This is a genomic window from Thalassobaculum salexigens DSM 19539, from assembly GCF_000423805.1.
GTDB lineage: Bacteria > Pseudomonadota > Alphaproteobacteria > Thalassobaculales > Thalassobaculaceae > Thalassobaculum > Thalassobaculum litoreum.
The window spans coordinates 382837-400681 of record NZ_KE384095.1; the positions used below are offsets into that span (position 1 = coordinate 382837).

16 protein-coding genes and 1 tRNA gene are annotated in these 17845 nt (G+C 69.0%); 4 read left to right on the top strand and 13 right to left on the bottom strand.

Going from position 1 to position 17845, the window contains the following annotated elements; translation table 11 throughout:
- Positions 1–21: 21 nt before the first annotated feature.
- The 3 genes from G578_RS28785 to G578_RS0122175 all read right to left on the bottom strand — a co-directional run bounded on the left by G578_RS28785 (position 22) and on the right by G578_RS0122175 (position 3758).
- Positions 22–2376: an SEL1-like repeat protein gene (locus G578_RS28785; RefSeq protein WP_156907434.1), complete on the bottom strand. Its 2355-nt coding sequence runs from the start codon at positions 2374–2376 to the stop codon at positions 22–24.
- Between the two features lie 79 nt (positions 2377–2455).
- The gene (locus tag G578_RS0122170; RefSeq protein WP_028796092.1) at positions 2456–3211 is read right to left on the bottom strand and encodes a hypothetical protein; all 756 of its coding nucleotides are present in this window, start codon (positions 3209–3211) and stop codon (positions 2456–2458) included.
- Positions 3212–3353: 142 nt separating this feature from the next.
- A complete protein-coding gene (locus G578_RS0122175; protein WP_028796093.1) occupies positions 3354–3758 on the bottom strand; it encodes a hypothetical protein in 405 nt (134 codons plus the stop codon).
- Between the two features lie 94 nt (positions 3759–3852).
- Here G578_RS0122175 and G578_RS0122180 point away from each other — a divergent pair.
- A tRNA-Gln gene (locus G578_RS0122180) sits at positions 3853–3927 on the top strand.
- Between the two features lie 4 nt (positions 3928–3931).
- Here the strand turns inward: G578_RS0122180 and G578_RS0122185 are convergent.
- Both G578_RS0122185 and G578_RS0122190 read right to left on the bottom strand, forming a co-directional pair.
- Complete coding sequence (locus tag G578_RS0122185) at positions 3932–4768, bottom strand: class I SAM-dependent methyltransferase (RefSeq protein WP_051245164.1); 837 nt, start codon at positions 4766–4768, stop codon at positions 3932–3934.
- A gap of 54 nt (positions 4769–4822) precedes the next feature.
- Positions 4823–5653, bottom strand: a complete 831-nt coding sequence (locus G578_RS0122190) for an MBL fold metallo-hydrolase (RefSeq protein ID WP_028796095.1) — start codon at positions 5651–5653, stop codon at positions 4823–4825.
- A 256-nt stretch (positions 5654–5909) separates the two neighbouring features.
- Between G578_RS0122190 and G578_RS0122195 the strand changes: the two genes are divergently transcribed.
- Complete coding sequence (locus G578_RS0122195) at positions 5910–7127, top strand: MFS transporter (protein WP_169400900.1); 1218 nt, start codon at positions 5910–5912, stop codon at positions 7125–7127.
- A gap of 76 nt (positions 7128–7203) precedes the next feature.
- Here G578_RS0122195 and G578_RS0122200 read toward each other — a convergent pair whose 3' ends face one another.
- The 3 genes from G578_RS0122200 to G578_RS0122210 all read right to left on the bottom strand — a co-directional run bounded on the left by G578_RS0122200 (position 7204) and on the right by G578_RS0122210 (position 9208).
- Entirely contained in the window at positions 7204–7893 is a 690-nt protein-coding gene (locus G578_RS0122200) for a response regulator transcription factor (RefSeq protein WP_028796097.1), read from the bottom strand.
- Positions 7894–8015: 122 nt separating this feature from the next.
- Positions 8016–8321: a DUF427 domain-containing protein gene (locus G578_RS0122205; protein WP_028796098.1), complete on the bottom strand. Its 306-nt coding sequence runs from the start codon at positions 8319–8321 to the stop codon at positions 8016–8018.
- Between the two features lie 20 nt (positions 8322–8341).
- Positions 8342–9208 carry an alpha/beta hydrolase gene (locus G578_RS0122210; RefSeq protein ID WP_028796099.1) on the bottom strand — a complete coding sequence of 289 codons (867 nt, stop codon included), beginning with the start codon at positions 9206–9208 and terminating at the stop codon, positions 8342–8344.
- A gap of 113 nt (positions 9209–9321) precedes the next feature.
- Here G578_RS0122210 and ribA point away from each other — a divergent pair, with 113 nt between their 5' ends.
- The gene (gene ribA, locus G578_RS0122215; RefSeq protein ID WP_028796100.1) at positions 9322–10518 is read left to right on the top strand and encodes a GTP cyclohydrolase II; all 1197 of its coding nucleotides are present in this window, start codon (positions 9322–9324) and stop codon (positions 10516–10518) included.
- A 214-nt stretch (positions 10519–10732) separates the two neighbouring features.
- Positions 10733–11647 carry a hypothetical protein gene (locus G578_RS28790; protein WP_051245165.1) on the top strand — a complete coding sequence of 305 codons (915 nt, stop codon included), beginning with the start codon at positions 10733–10735 and terminating at the stop codon, positions 11645–11647.
- Positions 11648–11760: 113 nt separating this feature from the next.
- On the opposite strand, the gene G578_RS0122225 is transcribed toward G578_RS28790, so the two are convergent.
- The 5 genes from G578_RS0122225 to G578_RS0122245 all read right to left on the bottom strand — a co-directional run bounded on the left by G578_RS0122225 (position 11761) and on the right by G578_RS0122245 (position 17605).
- Positions 11761–12462: a YggS family pyridoxal phosphate-dependent enzyme gene (locus tag G578_RS0122225; RefSeq protein WP_051245166.1), complete on the bottom strand. Its 702-nt coding sequence runs from the start codon at positions 12460–12462 to the stop codon at positions 11761–11763.
- Complete coding sequence (locus G578_RS28795) at positions 12459–14369, bottom strand: tetratricopeptide repeat-containing sulfotransferase family protein (RefSeq protein ID WP_051245167.1); 1911 nt, start codon at positions 14367–14369, stop codon at positions 12459–12461. The genes G578_RS0122225 and G578_RS28795 overlap by 4 nt, the downstream gene beginning before the upstream one ends.
- 4 nt (positions 14370–14373) lie before the next feature.
- Positions 14374–15222 carry a sulfotransferase domain-containing protein gene (locus tag G578_RS0122235; RefSeq protein ID WP_028796102.1) on the bottom strand — a complete coding sequence of 283 codons (849 nt, stop codon included), beginning with the start codon at positions 15220–15222 and terminating at the stop codon, positions 14374–14376.
- A 3-nt stretch (positions 15223–15225) separates the two neighbouring features.
- Positions 15226–16422 carry a JmjC domain-containing protein gene (locus tag G578_RS28800; RefSeq protein ID WP_028796103.1) on the bottom strand — a complete coding sequence of 399 codons (1197 nt, stop codon included), beginning with the start codon at positions 16420–16422 and terminating at the stop codon, positions 15226–15228.
- Between the two features lie 115 nt (positions 16423–16537).
- Positions 16538–17605, bottom strand: coding sequence for a porin (locus tag G578_RS0122245; protein ID WP_028796104.1), 1068 nt, complete (start codon positions 17603–17605; stop codon positions 16538–16540).
- Positions 17606–17845 lie beyond the last annotated feature (240 nt).

Below are 17845 nucleotides of genomic sequence, written 5' to 3' on the forward strand. Positions count from 1 at the left end.
CGGCTCAGTTCAGCCGCCGCTTCAGTTCAGCCGCTGGCGCAGGCTGCGCGACGGCAGGCCGGTGGCCGGCAGGCCGTTGTCGCTCTGGAACTTGCTGATCGCCGCCCGGGTCATCGGCCCGGCGATACCGTCCATCGGCCCGTCGTAATAGCCAAGGGCCGAAAGACCCTCCTGGATCTCGGCGATGTCCGGCGCACCGGTCGGCGTATCCAGCATGAGCCCGGCCGGCGGACCCAGCGGCGCCTCCGGCACGCCGCCAGCGGATTTCACCCGAAGCCACTCCTGCGCGGCCTCCGCCCCGGCCTTGGCGGCGGTGTACATCTTGCGCTCGCGCTCCAGCTCGTCGGTCTCGAACCGGGCGAGTTCGTAGAGCCCGGCCGAGACCCCTCGGTCGGCGGCCCGCTGAAACCACCGTTTCGCTTCCGCATCGGATTGCGGGATCCCCTTGCCCAGGGCATAGAGCCGGCCGAGATTGTACTGGGCCAGCGAATACCCCTGCTCCGCCGCGCTGTGATACCAGAGCAGCGCGCGGGTCTCGTCCTCGGGCACGCCCAGACCCCGCTCGTACATCACGCCGAGATTGAACTGCGCCACGTCGAGGCCGTTGATCGCCGCCTCCCGGAACCAGGTCGCGGCTTCCCCCGGGCGCGGCTCGGCGGCCCGCATCATGCCGGCCGCCACCTCGAACTGCGCCGCGGGATTGCCGGCCTCGGCCCGGCTCAGGGGTGCTGTGCCCTGCGTCACGGGCGCGGCGGCGGCCGAGGCCCGGCGCGGCGGCTCGCTCAGCGCCGGGGCCGGTGGCGGCGCGACCGGGCGCGGATCCACATCGATCGGCTTCTCCGGCAGCGGCGGGGCGGGCTGCACCGCCGGCTCGGGCGGGGTCACGGCAGCCGTCTCCGCCGGCGCGGGTTCGGTCGCGGGCTTGCCGGCCTGACTGTCGGTGCCAGCAGGGGGGGTGGCGGCCGCCGGGCTGGCGGGTTCCGCCGGCGGCGCGGAGGCGACGGTTTCCGGCGGCGGCGCGGGTTGGGGATGGGATTCGACCCCGTCCTGCGGCACATGCGGGTCGGAGCCCACCAGATGCATCACCCAGTCGGTTGCCTCCACCAGGGCGAGGTGGACACTGGTCTCGGCCTCGGCCAGCCGGGCGCCGACCGCCCCCAGGCTCAGGGTGCCCTGGCGATGGGCGGTCCAGGCGGCGCCGCCGAGCAGCGCCAGGACGAGGGCGGCGGCAATGGCCAGCCGGCCGCGACTGGCGAGGCGCCGCGGCGGCAGCGGCTCCGGGATCGGCTCGCCCGAGAGACCCAACGCACTGGTGTCGATCGGGTCCGCGGGGAAGTCATAGGCGGGCGGCGTCGGGTCGGGTCGTTGCGGTTTCGATACGACCTCGGACTCGGGCGCCGGCGGCGCCGGGATATCGTCCGGGGCGGTCTGCTCGGTCGGCTCCCAGGTCTCGACCGCAGCCGTCGCGGCATCCAGATCGGGCCTTTCCGGCTCCTGATCGGAAGTCTCTCGCGGTCGATCCCGGACTTCGTCGGCCGCATCGGCCAAGGCGGCGCGATCGAGCTCGAAATCCGGGCTCCAGTCCTCCGGCGGACCCGGTGGAGGTGCCGGAACCGGCTTTACATTCCGTTCTATCGGCTCGAAATCGTCATGTTCTTCAGACGGTTCGATCGGCGGCGGCGGTATCGGCCGAAATGCGATCGGTGTCGGCCGAGGCCGCTCCGGCGGGGCCGTTTCCTGCGGCTCGCTGTCCCAGACATCGTCTTCTGAGGCGGACGCCGAATCGCCGCTGACCGGATCTTCGGCAACCGGATCGTCAGACACCGGCGCCGGCGGCTCGGCGGGCGGCTCCGGGGTCCGGATCGGGCGGAAGGCGATCGGCGTACGCACGGGCGCCGCCGGCGCAGACTCGGCAGGCGCAGACTCGGCAGGAGCAGACTCGGCAGGGCCGGCCTCGGGAGAGGTCGGACCTGGGTCCGCCGCAATTTCCGAGGGCGCGAACTCTCTGGGTGCGCCGGGCGGCGGCAGGCGCTCCGCCTCGCGCTCCAGCGCCACCACCCGCTCGGCAACGTCCTTCAGGGCATAGCCGATCGGCCGCAGCCGGGCCTCGAACAGGCGCTCGCCATCTGAGATTCGGCTGAAGATGGCCTCGACCGTGTCGGCGCTGATCCCGTCGACCCGCTGCGGCGCGGCGGCGCCCGGGGCGCCGTCACGGCCGGCGGGAACCGGTATGCCCCGGTTGGCGGAGTCCGACTTGATGGCGTGGTCGATCCACTCGCCGATCGTCATGCCGGAAGCCGCCGCCGCACGACGCGCGATATCGCGCGTCGCCTGGTCAACTCCCTTTACGCTCCAGGCGGTGGCGTCTCGGGACACCTTACCCTCACTACCGGCATCAATACCGCATCATAACGTGGTAGCGATGATCATGGAAGCAAGCCGAAATATAACGGGTTTACCGGGATTTCCGGCGGAACAACCGACCGAAGAATCCGGGCTTGCGCTTGCCGGGAAGGACGAAGGCCTCGACCACCCGCATGCGGTCGACGAGCTGCTCGATCCGGCGCGCCAGACCGTCCAGGGAGTCCGAGGTGTCGGCCGGGATGCGCCGCACGAAGCGGTCCATCTCCAGAAACTCCGTCTCCAGCCGGTCCATCTTGCGGTCGACATCGCCCAGGCCGCGGGTATTCTCCAGCGCCTCCAGCCGGTCGGTCAGCTCGGCGATGCGGCCGGAGATCGACCGGATCCGCTGGTCCAGCTCGGCGATGTCGTCGGGCTTGGTCTCCAGCCGGCCCTCGACCGCCCGAACGCGGTCGCGCAGGGCGGCCAGCCCTTCGGTGTGGCGACTCTCCTCGCGTGCCAGGATGGTCTCGCGGGCCTGGCGCCAGTTGCCCGGGCCGAAGCCGAAATCGGGATGGTCGGTGGCGCGGCGGCCCAGTGACGGATCCCCCTGGACCGGCCCCCCCCGCCGACGGTCGTTCTCAGGCGACACCGCCCGGGCCGACGGGTCCGGCTGGCGGTCGGGTGCGTCGAGGCTCCCGCGGTCGACGATCTGGCGGCCGTCGACCGGTGCTCCGCCGGCGGACGCCTCGCGAATCCGCCGCGACAGCCACGCGCCGATGGGTTCGCCGCTTTTGCGCGCCTCATGCTTGGCGACCTCGCGGTCCTCCCGCGAGACACCCTTTATGCTCCATGGCGACGATCCCGACATCGACCTGTCACCCTTCCTCGCGGACAACTACCGACCCGGTACCGGGATTACTACCCGGTAAGACTTTGGCCGCATTATACAGAAATCACTGCGAAGGGGCAGAGATTTGACGAGATCGCAGGGCCGCCGTCCCGCACGCGGGTCAGTCGCGGCCGTGGGTCCGGCGCTCCAGCCGGCCGATGCGGTCGGCCAGCTTCTCCACCACGTCCTCCAGCCCGTCGAGCACATCGAGCAGCCGCGCCTCGCTGCGTTCCAGGCGCTGGTGCACACCGGCGATCAGGGCGGCATCCTCGACCACGCCCTGCGCGCCGCCGGACACGAGGGAACGACCGGTACCGTCGCCGTCATCCCCGATGTCCTGCAGTGATTCGGCCGGCGTCAGGGGTCGTCCCGAGGCTTCGGCCGCCCCCACCCGGCGGATCACATGGCTGAGCCATTCCCCCATGGTCGCCTCGTGATCGGCTGCCGCGGACTTGGCGAGATCGCGGGATTCCGGGGTCACGCCCTTCACACTCCAGGGCAGTTTGGCCTTGCTGCGCGTTGCCACGGTCAGTCTCCGGCTAGGGGCGGACGGCACCGCCATGATATCGTAACCTGACGCTTGCTTGAAATGGCATGAGTTGCGTATGTTCCGCCGCGCATGGGGCGTAGCCAAGTGGTAAGGCAGCGGTTTTTGGTACCGCCATTCCCAGGTTCGAATCCTGGCGCCCCAGCCATGACCTATAAGCCGGCCGCGATCCGCTGCGGCGAGCGCTTCACGCACCACAGCGACGTCTCGTGCGCACCGGCCGAAACCGGGATGCGCGCGGCCGCCGACTGCGCCACCAGGCCGGCCAGCCGGGTGCGCGTATAGTGGCTGGAGAACAAAGGCTCCAAGCCGCCCGCCGCCAGCCAGGCGGCCACCACCTGATGCTCGGAATAGGCCCGCCAGTCCCAGGCCCTGGGATAGCCGTCGGGCAGCAGCACGTCGTGAACATGGACCAGCACGCCCGGCGCCAGCGCGGGGATGATCTGCGAGAACAGCAGGTCCACGTCCGAGCCCGGCAGGGCCAGGTGGCTTGAATCCACGAACAGCACGTCGCCCTGGCCAAGCTCGGGCAGGGTCGCCAGGTTGGTTTCCTGCAGCGTCCGGCGGCGTAGGCGCACGTTCAGCGCCGAGATGTCGGCCCGCGGCGCCGGGTCGACGCAGTGGATCTCCGTGTCCAGCTCGCCATCGGCGACGGCCTGGGCCATGAACCGGGTCGAGTGGCCCGAGCCGATCTCCAGGATCTTGCCCGGCCGGCCGGCCCGCACGATCGCGTAGGCGGCGGCGCCGTCCAGCCCGGGAAACCAGTCCTGGCCCCAGCGCGGTGTCGGCGGCTTCGCCCCGTGGAACCGCGCGACGATATCGGCGTAGCGGTCGATCGCCGCCAGCACCTCCGCCATCGTCGGCTCGGCGGCAGCGAAGATCGGCTCCAGATTGCTGTAGGTGGAAGGCGGACGCAGCGCGGCGGCATACCGGTGCGGCACGAACACGCCGCCCTGAGCAATACCAAGCGTCGTAGCGACCGCTATCATCCGTTTTTTCAAGGGGTTATGCCTCGCTGCCGCGAAGGGGACACAGGGTCGGCATCAGAGGCTGAATTCCACGCCTTCACGCGCCACGAGCGTGCCCGGACGGGCTTCGGCCGCCAGGTCGCCGATCCGGTCCAGATCGGCATCCTCGTGCTTGGGGTCGTGGTGGAACAGCACCAAAGTCCCGACCCCGGCGATGTCGGACAGGCGGACCGCCTCCTCCCAGGTCGAATGGCCCCAGCCGAGATGGCAGGGCAGCTCCTGCTCGGTATAGGTGGAGTCGTAGAACACCAGGTCGGCGCCGCGCATCAGGTCGAGCACATTCTGGTCGTCCTGACCGGCGACGTGCTCGGTATCGGTGACATAGGCGACCGACCGGCCGCCATGGCTGATCCGGTAGCCGCAGGCGCCGCCGGGATGGTTCAGCGGCCGGGTGTCGACCCGGATGCCGGGGGCCAGATCGAAGCTGGTGCCGGAGGCGAAATCCTCGAACCGCACATCGGCGCGGAACTCGTCCAGCGGAATGGGGAAGAGCGGCGGCGACATCATCTTGTGCAGGATCTCGCGCAGGCCGAAGGTCTGCTGCAGCCGGGCGGCGCGGAACACGATGCTGTTGCCCGGCGTATAGGCGGGCCCCCAGAACGGCAGACCGGCGATGTGATCCAGATGGAAATGGGTCAGCAGCACATCGACCGGGCCCGAGGGCTCTCCGGACATGGCATGCCCCAGCTCGCGGATCCCGGTGCCGCCGTCCAGGACGATCCGATGGCCGGCGCAGCGCACCTCGACACAGGAGGTGTTGCCACCATACTTCACGGTCCGCGGCCCGGGACAGGGCACGCTGCCGCGCGCTCCCCAGACCTTGACGACCATTGCGTCATCCGCCAACCGACGTCTCCCGTCCTTCTGCCTCGGGCAGCCTGCCGCCGCGGCCCCACATCACCACGACCCCGCATCGCCGCGACGACGCAACACCCTTACCACAGGCATGTTGCCGGAAAAATCCGGTCAGGAACACCTGTACGTGCGCGGTTGTGACGCCCGGCCCGATGGCCCACAGTGGCGGACCCCGCCTGCTTCCGACAGCCCCCTCCGGCACCCGTCCCCGCCACTGCACCGAACCCGACCGATGGTCCGACCCGACATGCGACGAACGAACTGGACCGGTATCCTGTTCGGCTTTCTTCTGGCGACGCTCGCCGCCTTCCAGCAGTTCAAGCTACCGCCGCTGCTGCCCGCGCTCCTGGCCGAATACGCCTACCCCAAGGTGATGGCCGGCGCCTTCATGTCGATCTACGCGGTGGTCGGGCTGGCGGTGTCGTTCGGGCTGGGCTGGGCGCTGCAGCGCATCGGCACCGTGCCGATCCTGCTCACCGCCTTCGCCACCGCGATCGCCGGCAACGTGCTCGCCCTCGTGCATCCGGAGAGCGCGATGATCATGCTGGCCGCCCGGGGGCTGGAGGGTCTCGCCTTCGCAGTCTTCGCCATCGCCGGGCCGGTCTTCACCAACCGCAGCGCCGGGCCCAGCCACCTGCCCCTGGCGATCGCCCTGTCGGCGATCTGGATCCCGCTCGGACAGATCAGCGCCAATCTGCTGGTGCCGCTCGGCCATCTGGCCGAGGGCGAAGCCTGGGGCGGCTGGCGGCTGTCCTGGATCGCGACCGGGGTGGCGACGGTGCTGCTGGCCGGCTGGATGGTGGCGATCCGCCTGCGCGGCTCGGCCGATCTCGACCTGCGCCGCCCGGCCGGCACGCCCCATGCGCCGTTCTCGCGGGACGAGCGCTGGGCGCTCGCCCTGGCGGCGCTGATCTTCACCCTGTGGTCGACCCAGTACTTCGCCTACATGACCTGGCTGCCGCAGTTCCTGGTCGAGGCGCACGGCCTGTCGGAGGACTGGGCGACGGTCGGGTATTCGGTGCCGGTGGTGATCCTGATCGTGGTCGGCCTGCTGACCTCAATCGCGATCCGCCGCGGCCTGCCCCTGGCGCCGATGTTCGTCGCGTCGATCGTGCTGCAGGCGGCGGTGTGGTGGACGATCCCCTACACCACAACGCTCACCACCGGCATCGTGTCGCTGGTCGCCTACGGCCTGGGTATCGGCGTGACCCCGGTCTGCCTGTTCGCCCTGCCGAGCACCATTCTCGGCTCGTCGCGGGCCGGGCCGGGCGCCTTTGCGGTACTGATGACGGGACGCAATCTCGGCGTGCTGATCGGCCCGATCCTGCTGCCGCAGATCCTGCTGGTCATGCAGGTCTGGGCCGACGTGACCTGGGTCTTCGCCGCCCTGACCACGCTCTGCGCCCTGGGCGCCCTGCTGCTCGGTCTGGGCCTCGCCCGCATGGGCCGTTACCGGCCGGACTGAGCGAATTTAGGGCCCGTTCGGATCCGCAAACAGGGTCAAACGTACATATTTACAGATATACCGATCGGAATTGCCCTTACGGGACAAGCCGATAGCCGCCGGTATCTGTCACCAGGATCTCGGCGCGGGAGGGATCGGGCTCGATCTTCTGGCGCAGACGGTAGACGTGGGTTTCCAGCGTGTGGGTTGTGACCCCGGCGTTGTAGCCCCAGACCTCGTTGAGCAGGGTCTCGCGGCGGACCATGCGGTCGCCGGCCCGATAGAGGTACTTGAGGATCGCCGTTTCCTTCTCGGTCAGGCGGATCTTGCGGTTCTTGGTCTCGTCGACCATCAGCTTGGCCGCCGGCTTGAAGGCGTAGGGGCCGATGGAGAACACCGCGTCGTCGCTCTGCTCGTGCTGACGGAGCTGGGCGCGCATCCGGGCCAGCAGCACCGCCACCTTGAACGGCTTGGTCACATAGTCGTTGGCCCCGGCGTCGAGGCCGAGGATGGTGTCGGCGTCGCTGTCCTGGGCGGTGAGCATGATCACCGGCGACTTCACCCCGGCCTTGCGCATCAGCCGGCACAGGTCGCGGCCGTCCATGTCCGGCAGGCCCACATCGAGCAGGATCAGGTCGAAGGTCGCCGTCTTCGCCGCCTCCAGCCCCTCGGCTCCGGTACCCGCCTCGCTGGTGTCGAATTCCTCGTGAAGCTGAAGCTGCTCGGCCAGCGTGCCGCGCAGCGCCTCGTCGTCATCCACCAGAAGAACCTTGCGTCCCGTCGTCATCGTCATTCCCATCCGGTTTTGCTGCGGCCGGTTATGCTGCGGCGACCCTGCCAAGCGAGCCCCCGCCAAGAAAGCCAATGCCAGCGGACGGCATCAGGTTACCTCAAATCATCGCGCGACGCTCATTCCACCAGTCCGCCCTCGACGCCCTGGACCTCCACGCCCTTCCAGAAGGCGACCCAGCCGGCGATCCGCCGGGCCTTGCGCTTGGGTTCCAGATAGCGCCAGGCGGCGTCCCGCTCCTCCCGGTCACCCACGCGCACCGTGTAATAGGTGGCGATGCCGCGCCAGGGGCAGCCGGTGCGGGTCGCAGTCTCCTCCAGCCAGTCGAGACGCACGGATTCCGGCGGAAAATAGGCGACGCCCTCGATGGTGATGACGTCCTCGGCATCGGCGATGACCTCGCCGTTGAAGGTTGCGGTCGGCATCGTGCCTCCCTGATCGGGTTTCAGAATCCGGGGGACAGCATCTGGCGCAGCATGGCCTGGCACAGCGGGTGGTGCGGATCGCCGAACGCCTCCAGGGCGGTGAAATGGTTGCCGCCCTCCACATCGACCGACAGGGCCGGCTGACCGGCGGCATGCAGCGCCGTCACCAGCTCGTCGCGCTGGCGCAGGTATTCCGGCCCCTCCTCCAGCCCGACCGTGGCGATCAGCGGCGGCAGGCGCTTGCCGCCCTTCTCCAGGTCGCGGGCGATGGCGATCGGGCTCAGCGGCGCCACGTCGTCGGGTGTCAGGTGCAGGCTCTCGTTCAGGTAACACAGGCGGATCGGCTCCAGGTCGTGCAGGCCGGAGACGGAGCAGCCGCCCTTCAGCAGATCCGGCCGGCCCTTGGGTCCGCACAGCATGGCCGCCAGATGCCCGCCGGCGGAATGGCCGGCCACGTGGATCTTGTCGGCCCGGCCCCCGACGCGCTCGGCATGGGCGTGAATCCAGCCGATGGCGGCGGTCACGTCATCCACGATGTCGGCGATCTTGACCTCCGGGCACAGCCGGTACTCTACCGAGACCAGGGTCACGTCGGCGGCGACGAAGGTCGGCGCCAGGAAGTGCACCAGGGTCTTGTCCCGCGTGTGCCAGTAGCCGCCATGGATGAAGGCGAGGATCGGCGCGTCGGGACGGTGCGCAGGGAACACGTCCAGCCGGTGCCGGTCATGCGGGCCATAGGCCAGGTCCAGATCGCAGGACAGTGCGTTGCGCGCCTCCTCGCCCCGGGCCATCCAGCGCTGGCCGATGCCGGCCACGTCGGGCACCTTGGCCTGGTTGTTGTACTGGGCGTCGAGCGCCGCCTGGTCGTATGTCCCGAACACCGCCATCGCTTTCTCCCGTATCGACTTTTTTTGACCCGACCGTTTTAGCATCCAAGCGCACGGGCGTCGTGCGGTCCATTCGTCTTGACCTGACGGGTGCGGCGATCAATATGCCCGCCATGCCCGATGACCGCGATCCCTCCGCAGGCGCCACGCCTGCCCTCACCCAGCCATCCCCTGAAGCCGCCGCCAACGCCCGGCCGTTCGTGCGCGCGACGGGGCAGCTCGCGGTCGACCGCGCCATCGCCGAACTGCGCCGCGGCGGCCTGGTGGCGATCCGCGCCGGCCGCGACCTCGACCGGCTGGCCGTGGCCGCCGGCAGCGAAATGGCGACGCGGGAACTGATGGGCCAGATGTCGGCCATCGCCGGCTCCGAGCCGCGCGTGGTGCTGACCCGCAATCGGGCGGCCGTGCTCGGTTCGGGCACCGAGGCGCCGGCCGTGTCGGTCGCGCTGGGCAACGCCCTGGACGTGGACGCCGTGCTCGACCTGGCCGACCCGACCCGCAAGTCCGGTATCCCGGCCGGGCTAACAGCCCTGCCCGAACGCGCGGACACCCCCGCAACCGCCGCGGTGAAACTGGTGAAGCTGGCCCGGCTGCTGCCGAGCGCGCTGGTCGCCTCGGTCCACGGCATCTCGGCCTCGACCATGACCGCCTGGGCCCGCGAGCGGGCGTTGCTGGTGGTCGATGCCGGCGAGATCGAACGGTTCGCCGAGACCAGCGCCCACCGCCTGATCCGCGCCGCCTCGGCCCGGGTGCCGCTGGCGGATGCGGAGCACTGCGAGCTGACCGCCTTCCGGCCGATGGATGGCGGGACCGAACATGTGGCGATCCGCATCGGCGCGCCGGACGGGGATGCCGGCCCGGTCCTGATCCGGATCCACTCCTCCTGCCTGACCGGCGACCTCCTCGGCAGCCTGCGCTGCGACTGCGGCGACCAGCTGCGCGGCGCGATCCGCGAGATCGAACAGGCCGGGGGCGGCGTCCTGCTGTACCTGGCGCAGGAGGGGCGGGATATCGGCCTGATCAACAAGCTGCGGGCCTATACCCTGCAGGATCTGGGTGCCGATACGGTCGATGCGAACACCACGCTCGGCTTCGACGACGACGAACGGGTCTATTTCCCCGCCGCCGAGATGCTGCGCCAGCTCGGCATCGGCCGGGTGCGGCTGATGACCAACAACCCCTCGAAGGTCGAGCAGCTCGCCGCCTGCGGCGTGGAGGTGGTGGAGCGCGTTCCCCATATCTTCGCGTCCAACCGCCACAACGAGCGGTATCTGGCCACCAAGGCATCGCGGTCCGGACACCTGTTCTAGACAGCTCCTCATAGACAGCTCTTCCGGGCACACGGCGAAAGATTCCGCCCCGGCACCGCACACCCGGCAGTCTCTGCCGCCGGGGCATGGATGCCTCCCTCCGCCCGCGGCCCGGAGCGGCGAGATCGTCCGGGATGCGCCGTTTTCCTTACGCTCACCCCGCCCACAGCCTGGCACGGCGCTTGCTTTACTCCTGGGGACGGAGGAGTGTGCGATGAGCGTGACGGAAGCGACAGCCCAGACAAACCCGAGCTGGTGGTCTCAGAAATGCCAGAGCGGCGAGGCCGATCCGTGTGACCCGGATACCGGCGGCACCAACGACTCGCTGGGCTTTGCCGACCTGCTGGACATGATCAACCCGCTGCAGCACATCCCGGTCGTCAGCACCCTCTACCGGGAACTGACCGGCGACACGATCTCCGAGCCGGCCCGCATGGCCGGGGGCGCGCTGTGGGGCGGCCCTGCCGGTGTCATCGGGGCCCTGGCCAACTCGATCACCGCCGAAGAGACCGGCGGCGACATCGGTGCGACCACCATGGCGATGCTGCGCGGCGACGCGGCGGGCGGCGACCCGGACGGTACCGGTGCCCAGGAGCCGGCGACGTTGGTCGGCGAGATGCCGCAGACCGACACCGCCGACCTGACGGATCCCCTGGTGGGCACCCTGCCCGCCGGCGTGGCCCAGTTTGCCGCCGCCGGGCAGGCAGCCACCGCCGCCGCCGCCGCCTCAGCAGGCACCTCCGCAGCCACCGCTTCCGCCGCGGGCGCCGTGCCTGCGTCGGCAACGGCCGCCGCCCAGGCCGGTTCCCAGGAGTTCTCGGGCTCCGCCGCCAGCCGGCTCGATGCCTTCATCCAGCGCGCCAATGCGGTCCGCGCGCCCGGACCGGCCGTGGCGCGCGCCGGGGCCGACACCGGTCTGAACGTTCAGGTCACCCCGTCGGCCGCGTCGCTGAAGACGGCCCCCGCGCGCGCCGTCGGCGCCCAGGCACCGCAGACCGTCGCCCGCACGGCGCCGACGGAGTCCCCGGCGCCGCTGAAGCTGGCCAGCGACGGGAATACCGATGTAGCCCATTGGATGATGCGCGCGCTGGACCGCTACGAGTCCATGAAGACCCAGGAGCAGTCCTAGAGGCAAATCCGACCATACTGAATCATGAAATGGTTCAGTATGGTCGGTGAGTTTGTCTCTAAAACAATGAGATAGAACAGACCGCTCTCCAACTCATTGGAGACAGATCAAATTCAGTCGTAGTCGCGCGCCCCGAAGATCGCGGTGCCGACCCGGACATGGGTCGCGCCCATCTCCACGGCGGTCTCGAAATCGCCGCTCATCCCCATGGAGAGGTTGGCGACCGCGTTGCGCTTGGCGATCTCGCGCAGCATGGCGAAGTGCAGGGCCGGGGTCTCGTCCACCGGCGGAATGCACATCAGGCCGACCACGGCGAGGCCGAGATCGTCCCGGCATTCGGCGATGAAGGCGTCGGCCTCGGCGGGCGCCACGCCGGCCTTCTGTTCCTCTTCGCCGGTATTGACCTGGATGTAGCAGGCCAGGCGGCGGCCCTGCTTTTCCATCTCCTTGGCCAGTTCCCGGGCGAGCTTCGGCCGGTCGACGGTCTGGATCACGTCGAACAGCTCGACCGCCTCGCGGACCTTGTTGGTCTGCAGCGGGCCGATCAGGTGGAGTTCGATCCCCTCATACCGAGCCCGGAAGTCGGGCCACTTGCCCTTGGCTTCCTGCACACGGTTCTCGCCGAACACCCGCTGGCCGGCCATCAGCGCCGCTTCGACCCGCTCCAGCGGCTGGACCTTGCCCACGGCGATCAGCGTCACCGTCTCGGGATCGCGCTCCGCCGCGCCGGCCGCCTTGGCGATCGAGGCTCGCACGGTGTCGATATTGTCGGCGATCCGCCGCACCAGATGCGGATCGACCGGGTCGGCGCTCATGTCTCTTCCTCCGCGTATCCATATCGCTGAATTTCGGCCGACAGCTCCTCGGCGATCGGCGTCATCACGCTAGCATAGCGCCGCCACCGGGCCAGCGACGTGCGATAGATCGGCTGGGTGACCTGCGCCGCGCTCGGCGTCGCCAGCACCCCGCGACCGCGGGCATGGTCGTGGAAGGCGAGCATCCCCGGTTCGAAGGGCAGATCCAGGAACCCGGTGATCCGGCGGGCCTCGCGCTCCAGATCCGCGACCACATCCTCGTAGCGCACGGCGATGGCCGGCGTTTCGACCGCTGCGACATAGCTTTCCCACGCGGCGAAGGTGGCGCGGTACAGCGCCGCCGCCCCGTCCAGTGTGGCGAATGCCGCCATCCAGTCGTTGAGACCGAAATTCTGCATGAAGCAGGACAGCACCACGTCGCAGGGATGGCGCAGGGCGAGGATGAAGCGCGCGCCCGGAAAGACCCGGCGGATCAGCGCCACATGCGCCATGTTCAGCGGCATCTTGTCGACCGTGTAGCGCGTGCCGGTCCGGCTGGTATGACGGGCCAGGCGGCTGCGGTAGTGCTCGCGTAGCTCCTCGATTTCCCTGTGCTGCAGACGAGGCAGATCCGACGGGTAGTGATGGCCGGAAAGGGCGAGGTCCGCGATCATCGCGGCGATGAGCGGGCGCTCCTCGATGACCTCGATCCGTGAATGGGCGTCGAGCACCTGATCGAGCAGGGTGGTCCCGGAACGGGGAAAGCCGACGACGAAGAGCAGGTCCGATCCGGCGTCGCCCTCGCCGACGGGCGGTCCGGCGCGGTGGAGATCCGTCAGCGCCGCGAGTTGGGCCAGCGCCCGGGCCGGATCGCGGCGCGGCCGGGCCGTCGCCATCTGCTGATCGTTCGCGTCGGTGAAGGCGGCGAACGCCGCGTCCGTGCGCCGCGCCGCCTCCAGGGATCGGGCCCGCTCGAACAGCAGCAGATGGCGCACCCCCGCCGGGCTGCGGGCGAGCCAGGCATCCACCAGCGCGAGGGCGGCCTCGGGGTCGCCCCGCCGCCGCGCCACCGCAGCCCGCACCAACGCCGCCGCGGCGGTGTCGGGGGCGACCGCCAGCGCCCGCCGCGCCCAGCGCTCCGCCCGGTCCAGATCGGCCGCGTTCTCGGCGATTTCGGCGATCAGCGTCAGGGCCGAGGCCTGTCCGGGAGCGGCGAGAACGGCGCGCTCGACTGCCGCCCGCGCCCGTGTCCCGTCGCCGGCCGCGCGATGGGAGGCCGCCATCTGGCGCCAGAGAACGCTGTCGAGCGGGTGGCGGGCGAGGTGATCGGCCAGCAGACCGACCGCCCGGTCATGCTGATCGAGCTGGCCGTACAGACCCGCGAGCCCGACCACCGCCTCGCTGCCGGCGCCGGTCTCTACCGCGCGCACCAGTTTGCCGACCGCCGCCTCGAAGCGGCCGAGGCGCCGCAGGGCCGTTCCGTGATTGGTCAGGACGGCCGGGTCGCCGCCGGCACCCTGGCCGGCAAGGCGGTCGTAGGCGGCGACGGCCTCCTCGATGCGATCCGAAGACAGGGCGGCGTCTCCGGTCAGCCGGAGGACGGCGGGGTTGGCGCGAACCTGGGCAGGCAGAGGCGAGAGCAGCCGGTAGGCACCGTCGGGATCGTCCAGCGCCAGCCGGACCTGGGCATGATTGACGAGGATCTGCGGATCGCCGGGCTGGCGTCGGGCGGCGGCGGACAGCAGGCGGTCGGCGGCGGCGAAGCCGCCGGTGCCGGCCTCCAGCATGGCCAGGCGGAACAGGGCCGCGCCGGGGACGGCCCGGTGCTTCAGCAGAAGATCGTGGACCGGGCGGGCCGGCGCCGGATCTCCGGAGGAGAGGGATTTCTCCAGCGCGGTTCTGGCCTTGGGCGGGAGCGGGCCGGCCATGGCATCAGACCGTCGGCTTGCCGTTCTTGTCGATATACCGCAGCTCCCGCAGGACGTCGCCATGGACGTCGATCAGCTGGGCGACATGGGCGTCCGACAGGCTCTTGCGCCACCCGCCGACCTTGCCTTCGCGGAAGAAGGTCTGTTCGGAGCGGACCCGCTCGCGGAAACCGGCCTGCTTCTCCTGGCGGGAGACTTCCTCGAAATTGCTGAACCGGATCGCCTTCTTGATCCGCTCCGGAGTGGCCGGGATGTTCAGGAACTTGACGATGCGGGAGAATTCCTTGAACGGCTTGGACCGCAGGTCCTCGTAGCGCAGGACCAGCGGCTCGAAGCCCGGCACGCCGGTCCAGCCCCGGTAATGCTCCCCCCAGGGACCGAGATACTGGACGATCGCCGCCTTGGTGGTCGGCGTGTGCATGGTATCGCGGCACAGTCCGTCCACCACCTGTTCCATCGTGCCGTTGTAGTGGGCGGCGAAGGACACGGCGACGTCGAACACGTTCCGCACGACGTAGATCGCCCCCATGGTCTGCTCGAGGCCGATGATCGGAATGTCCCCGGCAAAACCGATGCGGTTATGGGTCTTCACGATCGAGGTCTCTGGCCGGGAGGCGAGCTTCTGCTGCAGCACGGGGCGCAGCTGGTCGAGCTCCTGGTCGGTCATCTCGTCAATCGGCCGCTGGGTCAGCGACTGGTAGAGATCCCGCTGGGCGTCGCCGAAGGAGACCACGTTGAGCTCGTTGATCGACACCGGCGCCGCGCCGTTTCGGAAGAGATTCTCCAGGAAGATCCGGATCCAGGTGTTGCCCGATTTGGGGTAGGAGGCCAGCCAGAGGATTCCGCCGGACATCGGTCAGACCTGCACCGGAAAGATGACCTTGTTCTGGATCAGGGCCTGGATCAGCGTCCGGCCCGCCTCGCCCCGCTGTCCGTGGGCTTCGGAGAGCTCGGAGAGCCAGAATTCCTCGCGCTCGAGGATCCAGGCGAGCATCTCGCGGTCCGCGGCGGCGCGCTGGAACGTCTGGCCGCGATGGGTGACCGTCAGGCCGTCCCCGGCGCCCTGAACCACGGGTGCATAGCGCGAGACGAAGAAATATCCGTCGGTATCGCGCTCCGGGAAGCGATAGTCCGCGACCTTGTCGAAGATGCGGTCCTTCTGGAAGCCGGCCACGAAGTCATGGAACGCCGGATCGGCAAGCACCTTGTTCACGGTCTGGCCGATACCCTGGAGATAGGCGGCAAGCGCCGCGCGATCCTCGAAATGCGGCAGCCGCCTGCGGAAATACTCCTGGCCCTGCATCTCGCGGGCGAGCATCTCCAGCACCGCGACCCCGACCGCCGGCGTCGAGCCGAAGGACAGGTGCAGCGAGGCCGTGTCGGTGGCGAGCGCGTCGTGATACAGGCCGCGCGGCAGGTAGAGAATGTCGCCCGGCCGCGTGGTCACCTGCTGCGCCAGCTTGCCCTTCATGCGGTCGTGCTGCTCGGCGGTGAAGTCGCTGGGGCGGCTGCCCGGGACGAAGGACGCCTCCGGAAACCGGCCTTCGTAGAGGTTCCAGGTCTTCTCGCCTTCGATCTGCAGGGCGAAGACGTCCATGCAGTCGAAATGGGAGGCGTAACCCCGCACCGCCTTCCAGGAGCAATAGGCGTTGCAGGACGTGTTGGCCCCGGTGAGCCGCTCGAGCGCCCGGGAAACCGACGCGATCCGAGGATCGATCCCTTCCAGGAAATCGAGGACGAAGGTCGCCCCCTTCTGCAGCAGGGCGGTCACCTTGCCCCGGTCCGGCCGCAGGCCGGACTCGCCCTGGCGCCCATGTCCCGGCCGGCAGAACTGGGCCGCAGGCAGCACCTTGCCGTCCAGCGCCATCTCGATCGTATGCCCGTCCCAGAGCTTCGGGCGGGCCAGCAGGTCGTTCATGTGCGACCAGGAGAACACCGTCTCGACGCTGCGGACAGCCCCGGCCTCGTAATACGGCGCCTTGTCGAAATACTGGTCGAGAAAGCGATCGCGGTCGATCGCGCGGAACAGCCGGTCGAAAGTAACGTCGGTCATCGGAGCCCTGGGGTCGGTCGCGTGTCAGAAGTGTTGGCCAACCGATAGCCTATCCGGGCGCAAAAAAGAAGGGAGCCGCCCGAAGGCGGCTCCCCAAATCAGACTGTCTTCTGGATTAGAAGGACAGACGGATACCGGTGACGAAGTAGGTGGCCTCGATCTCGTCGGAGCCGGCAGTACCATCGTCCTCGAACTCAGCATAGCCCAGGGTCGCAGCGGCGGTGACGCCCGGACCCAGAGCATACTTGCCCGACAGATGCACGGTGTCCTGCGCGGAGCTGTTGTCAACTTCGCCATGGAAGTAGGACAGGCTGACGCCGAACGGGCCGGTCTCGTAGGAGACGCCGAGGTTGTAGGACTGACCTTCGGTCGCGCCTTCCTCAGCAGCGTAGGACGCGCCCACGCCGAAGCCGCCAACACCGAGGGTCACACCGGCGCTGTAGCTCTCCGGCTCATCGGTGCCCGAAGCGGACTCCATGAAGGTGCCGTAACCGCCGGACACGCCGAGGGACACGCCGCCGAAGTCGCCGGAGTAGTTGGCGCCGAACGTCACCATGTCGGAGACGCCGGTGTTGCGGTCAACCGGAGCGTTCGTGTCCTGGAGGTTGTCCGGGGAGTACGACGCACCCAGCTGGAAGCCGGCGAAACGCGGGGTGTAGTAGGTCAGCTTCTCGGAGTCGTTCGCACGGCCCGGCTCGACATAGGTCGAACCCAGAACGCCGCGGAAGTAGCCGGAGCCGGAGACGTTGCTGCCCGAGAGAGCCGCCCAGTCGCCCTGGTCGCCGGAGTTGATGCTGATACCGAAATCGCTCGGAGCGTAATGCATCTTGTACATCGCCGAGTTTTCGGAGCCCAGGTTGATCTCACCGAACGAGCCCCTCATGATCAGATACGACTCGTCGATCTGGTCAGAGCTGTTGCTGTTGGCCTCGAGCTGGACGTTGATACCGAACTCGATACCGTTATCCAGGGTCGTGGAGCCCTTGAAGTGAATTTCAGAGTCGGACTTGACGTCGAAGCCGTCAACGTCGCGGCCGGTGGAGTCGTCGACCGACGTGTAGCCGAACCACTGCTCCATGTAACCGCCAACCGAAACCTGCAGCTTTTCAGCGGCCATGGCGGACGGTGCGGCAATCAGGCCGGCGGCAACGATGGCCGTCGAGCCGAGAAGAACCTTCTTCATTCCCCATCTCCCGAGTTCGAGGTGTTTTAGGGTCCTCGGTCCATCTGGAAAAAGCGAAACAGCACGCCCGCCATCCCTGACCGATGGCCAATTGCTACAGGGCTCTACGGACCACCGTCAACTCGGCTGACGCCGCTCCGGGTGCAAAACTGTCTCAATGTGGCGGATATGTCACAACGCCGACACGGGGATCGTCACCTTTCCGGAGCGCCTGGGACGAGGATTTGTGCGGCTGTCCGC

Coding starts and splice junctions, on each gene's coding strand:
- G578_RS0122170 (WP_028796092.1), bottom strand. CDS start 3,211: ATGTCGGGATCGTCGCCATGGAGCATAAAGGGTGTCTCGCGGGAGGAC.
- G578_RS0122185 (WP_051245164.1), bottom strand. CDS start 4,768: ATGATAGCGGTCGCTACGACGCTTGGTATTGCTCAGGGCGGCGTGTTC.
- G578_RS0122195 (WP_169400900.1), top strand. CDS start 5,910: ATGCGACGAACGAACTGGACCGGTATCCTGTTCGGCTTTCTTCTGGCG.
- G578_RS0122200 (WP_028796097.1), bottom strand. CDS start 7,893: ATGACGACGGGACGCAAGGTTCTTCTGGTGGATGACGACGAGGCGCTG.
- G578_RS0122205 (WP_028796098.1), bottom strand. CDS start 8,321: ATGCCGACCGCAACCTTCAACGGCGAGGTCATCGCCGATGCCGAGGAC.
- G578_RS0122210 (WP_028796099.1), bottom strand. CDS start 9,208: ATGGCGGTGTTCGGGACATACGACCAGGCGGCGCTCGACGCCCAGTAC.
- ribA (WP_028796100.1), top strand. CDS start 9,322: ATGCCCGATGACCGCGATCCCTCCGCAGGCGCCACGCCTGCCCTCACC.
- G578_RS28790 (WP_051245165.1), top strand. CDS start 10,733: ATGAGCGTGACGGAAGCGACAGCCCAGACAAACCCGAGCTGGTGGTCT.
- G578_RS0122225 (WP_051245166.1), bottom strand. CDS start 12,462: ATGAGCGCCGACCCGGTCGATCCGCATCTGGTGCGGCGGATCGCCGAC.
- G578_RS28795 (WP_051245167.1), bottom strand. CDS start 14,369: ATGGCCGGCCCGCTCCCGCCCAAGGCCAGAACCGCGCTGGAGAAATCC.
- G578_RS0122235 (WP_028796102.1), bottom strand. CDS start 15,222: ATGTCCGGCGGAATCCTCTGGCTGGCCTCCTACCCCAAATCGGGCAAC.
- G578_RS28800 (WP_028796103.1), bottom strand. CDS start 16,422: ATGACCGACGTTACTTTCGACCGGCTGTTCCGCGCGATCGACCGCGAT.
- G578_RS0122245 (WP_028796104.1), bottom strand. CDS start 17,605: ATGAAGAAGGTTCTTCTCGGCTCGACGGCCATCGTTGCCGCCGGCCTG.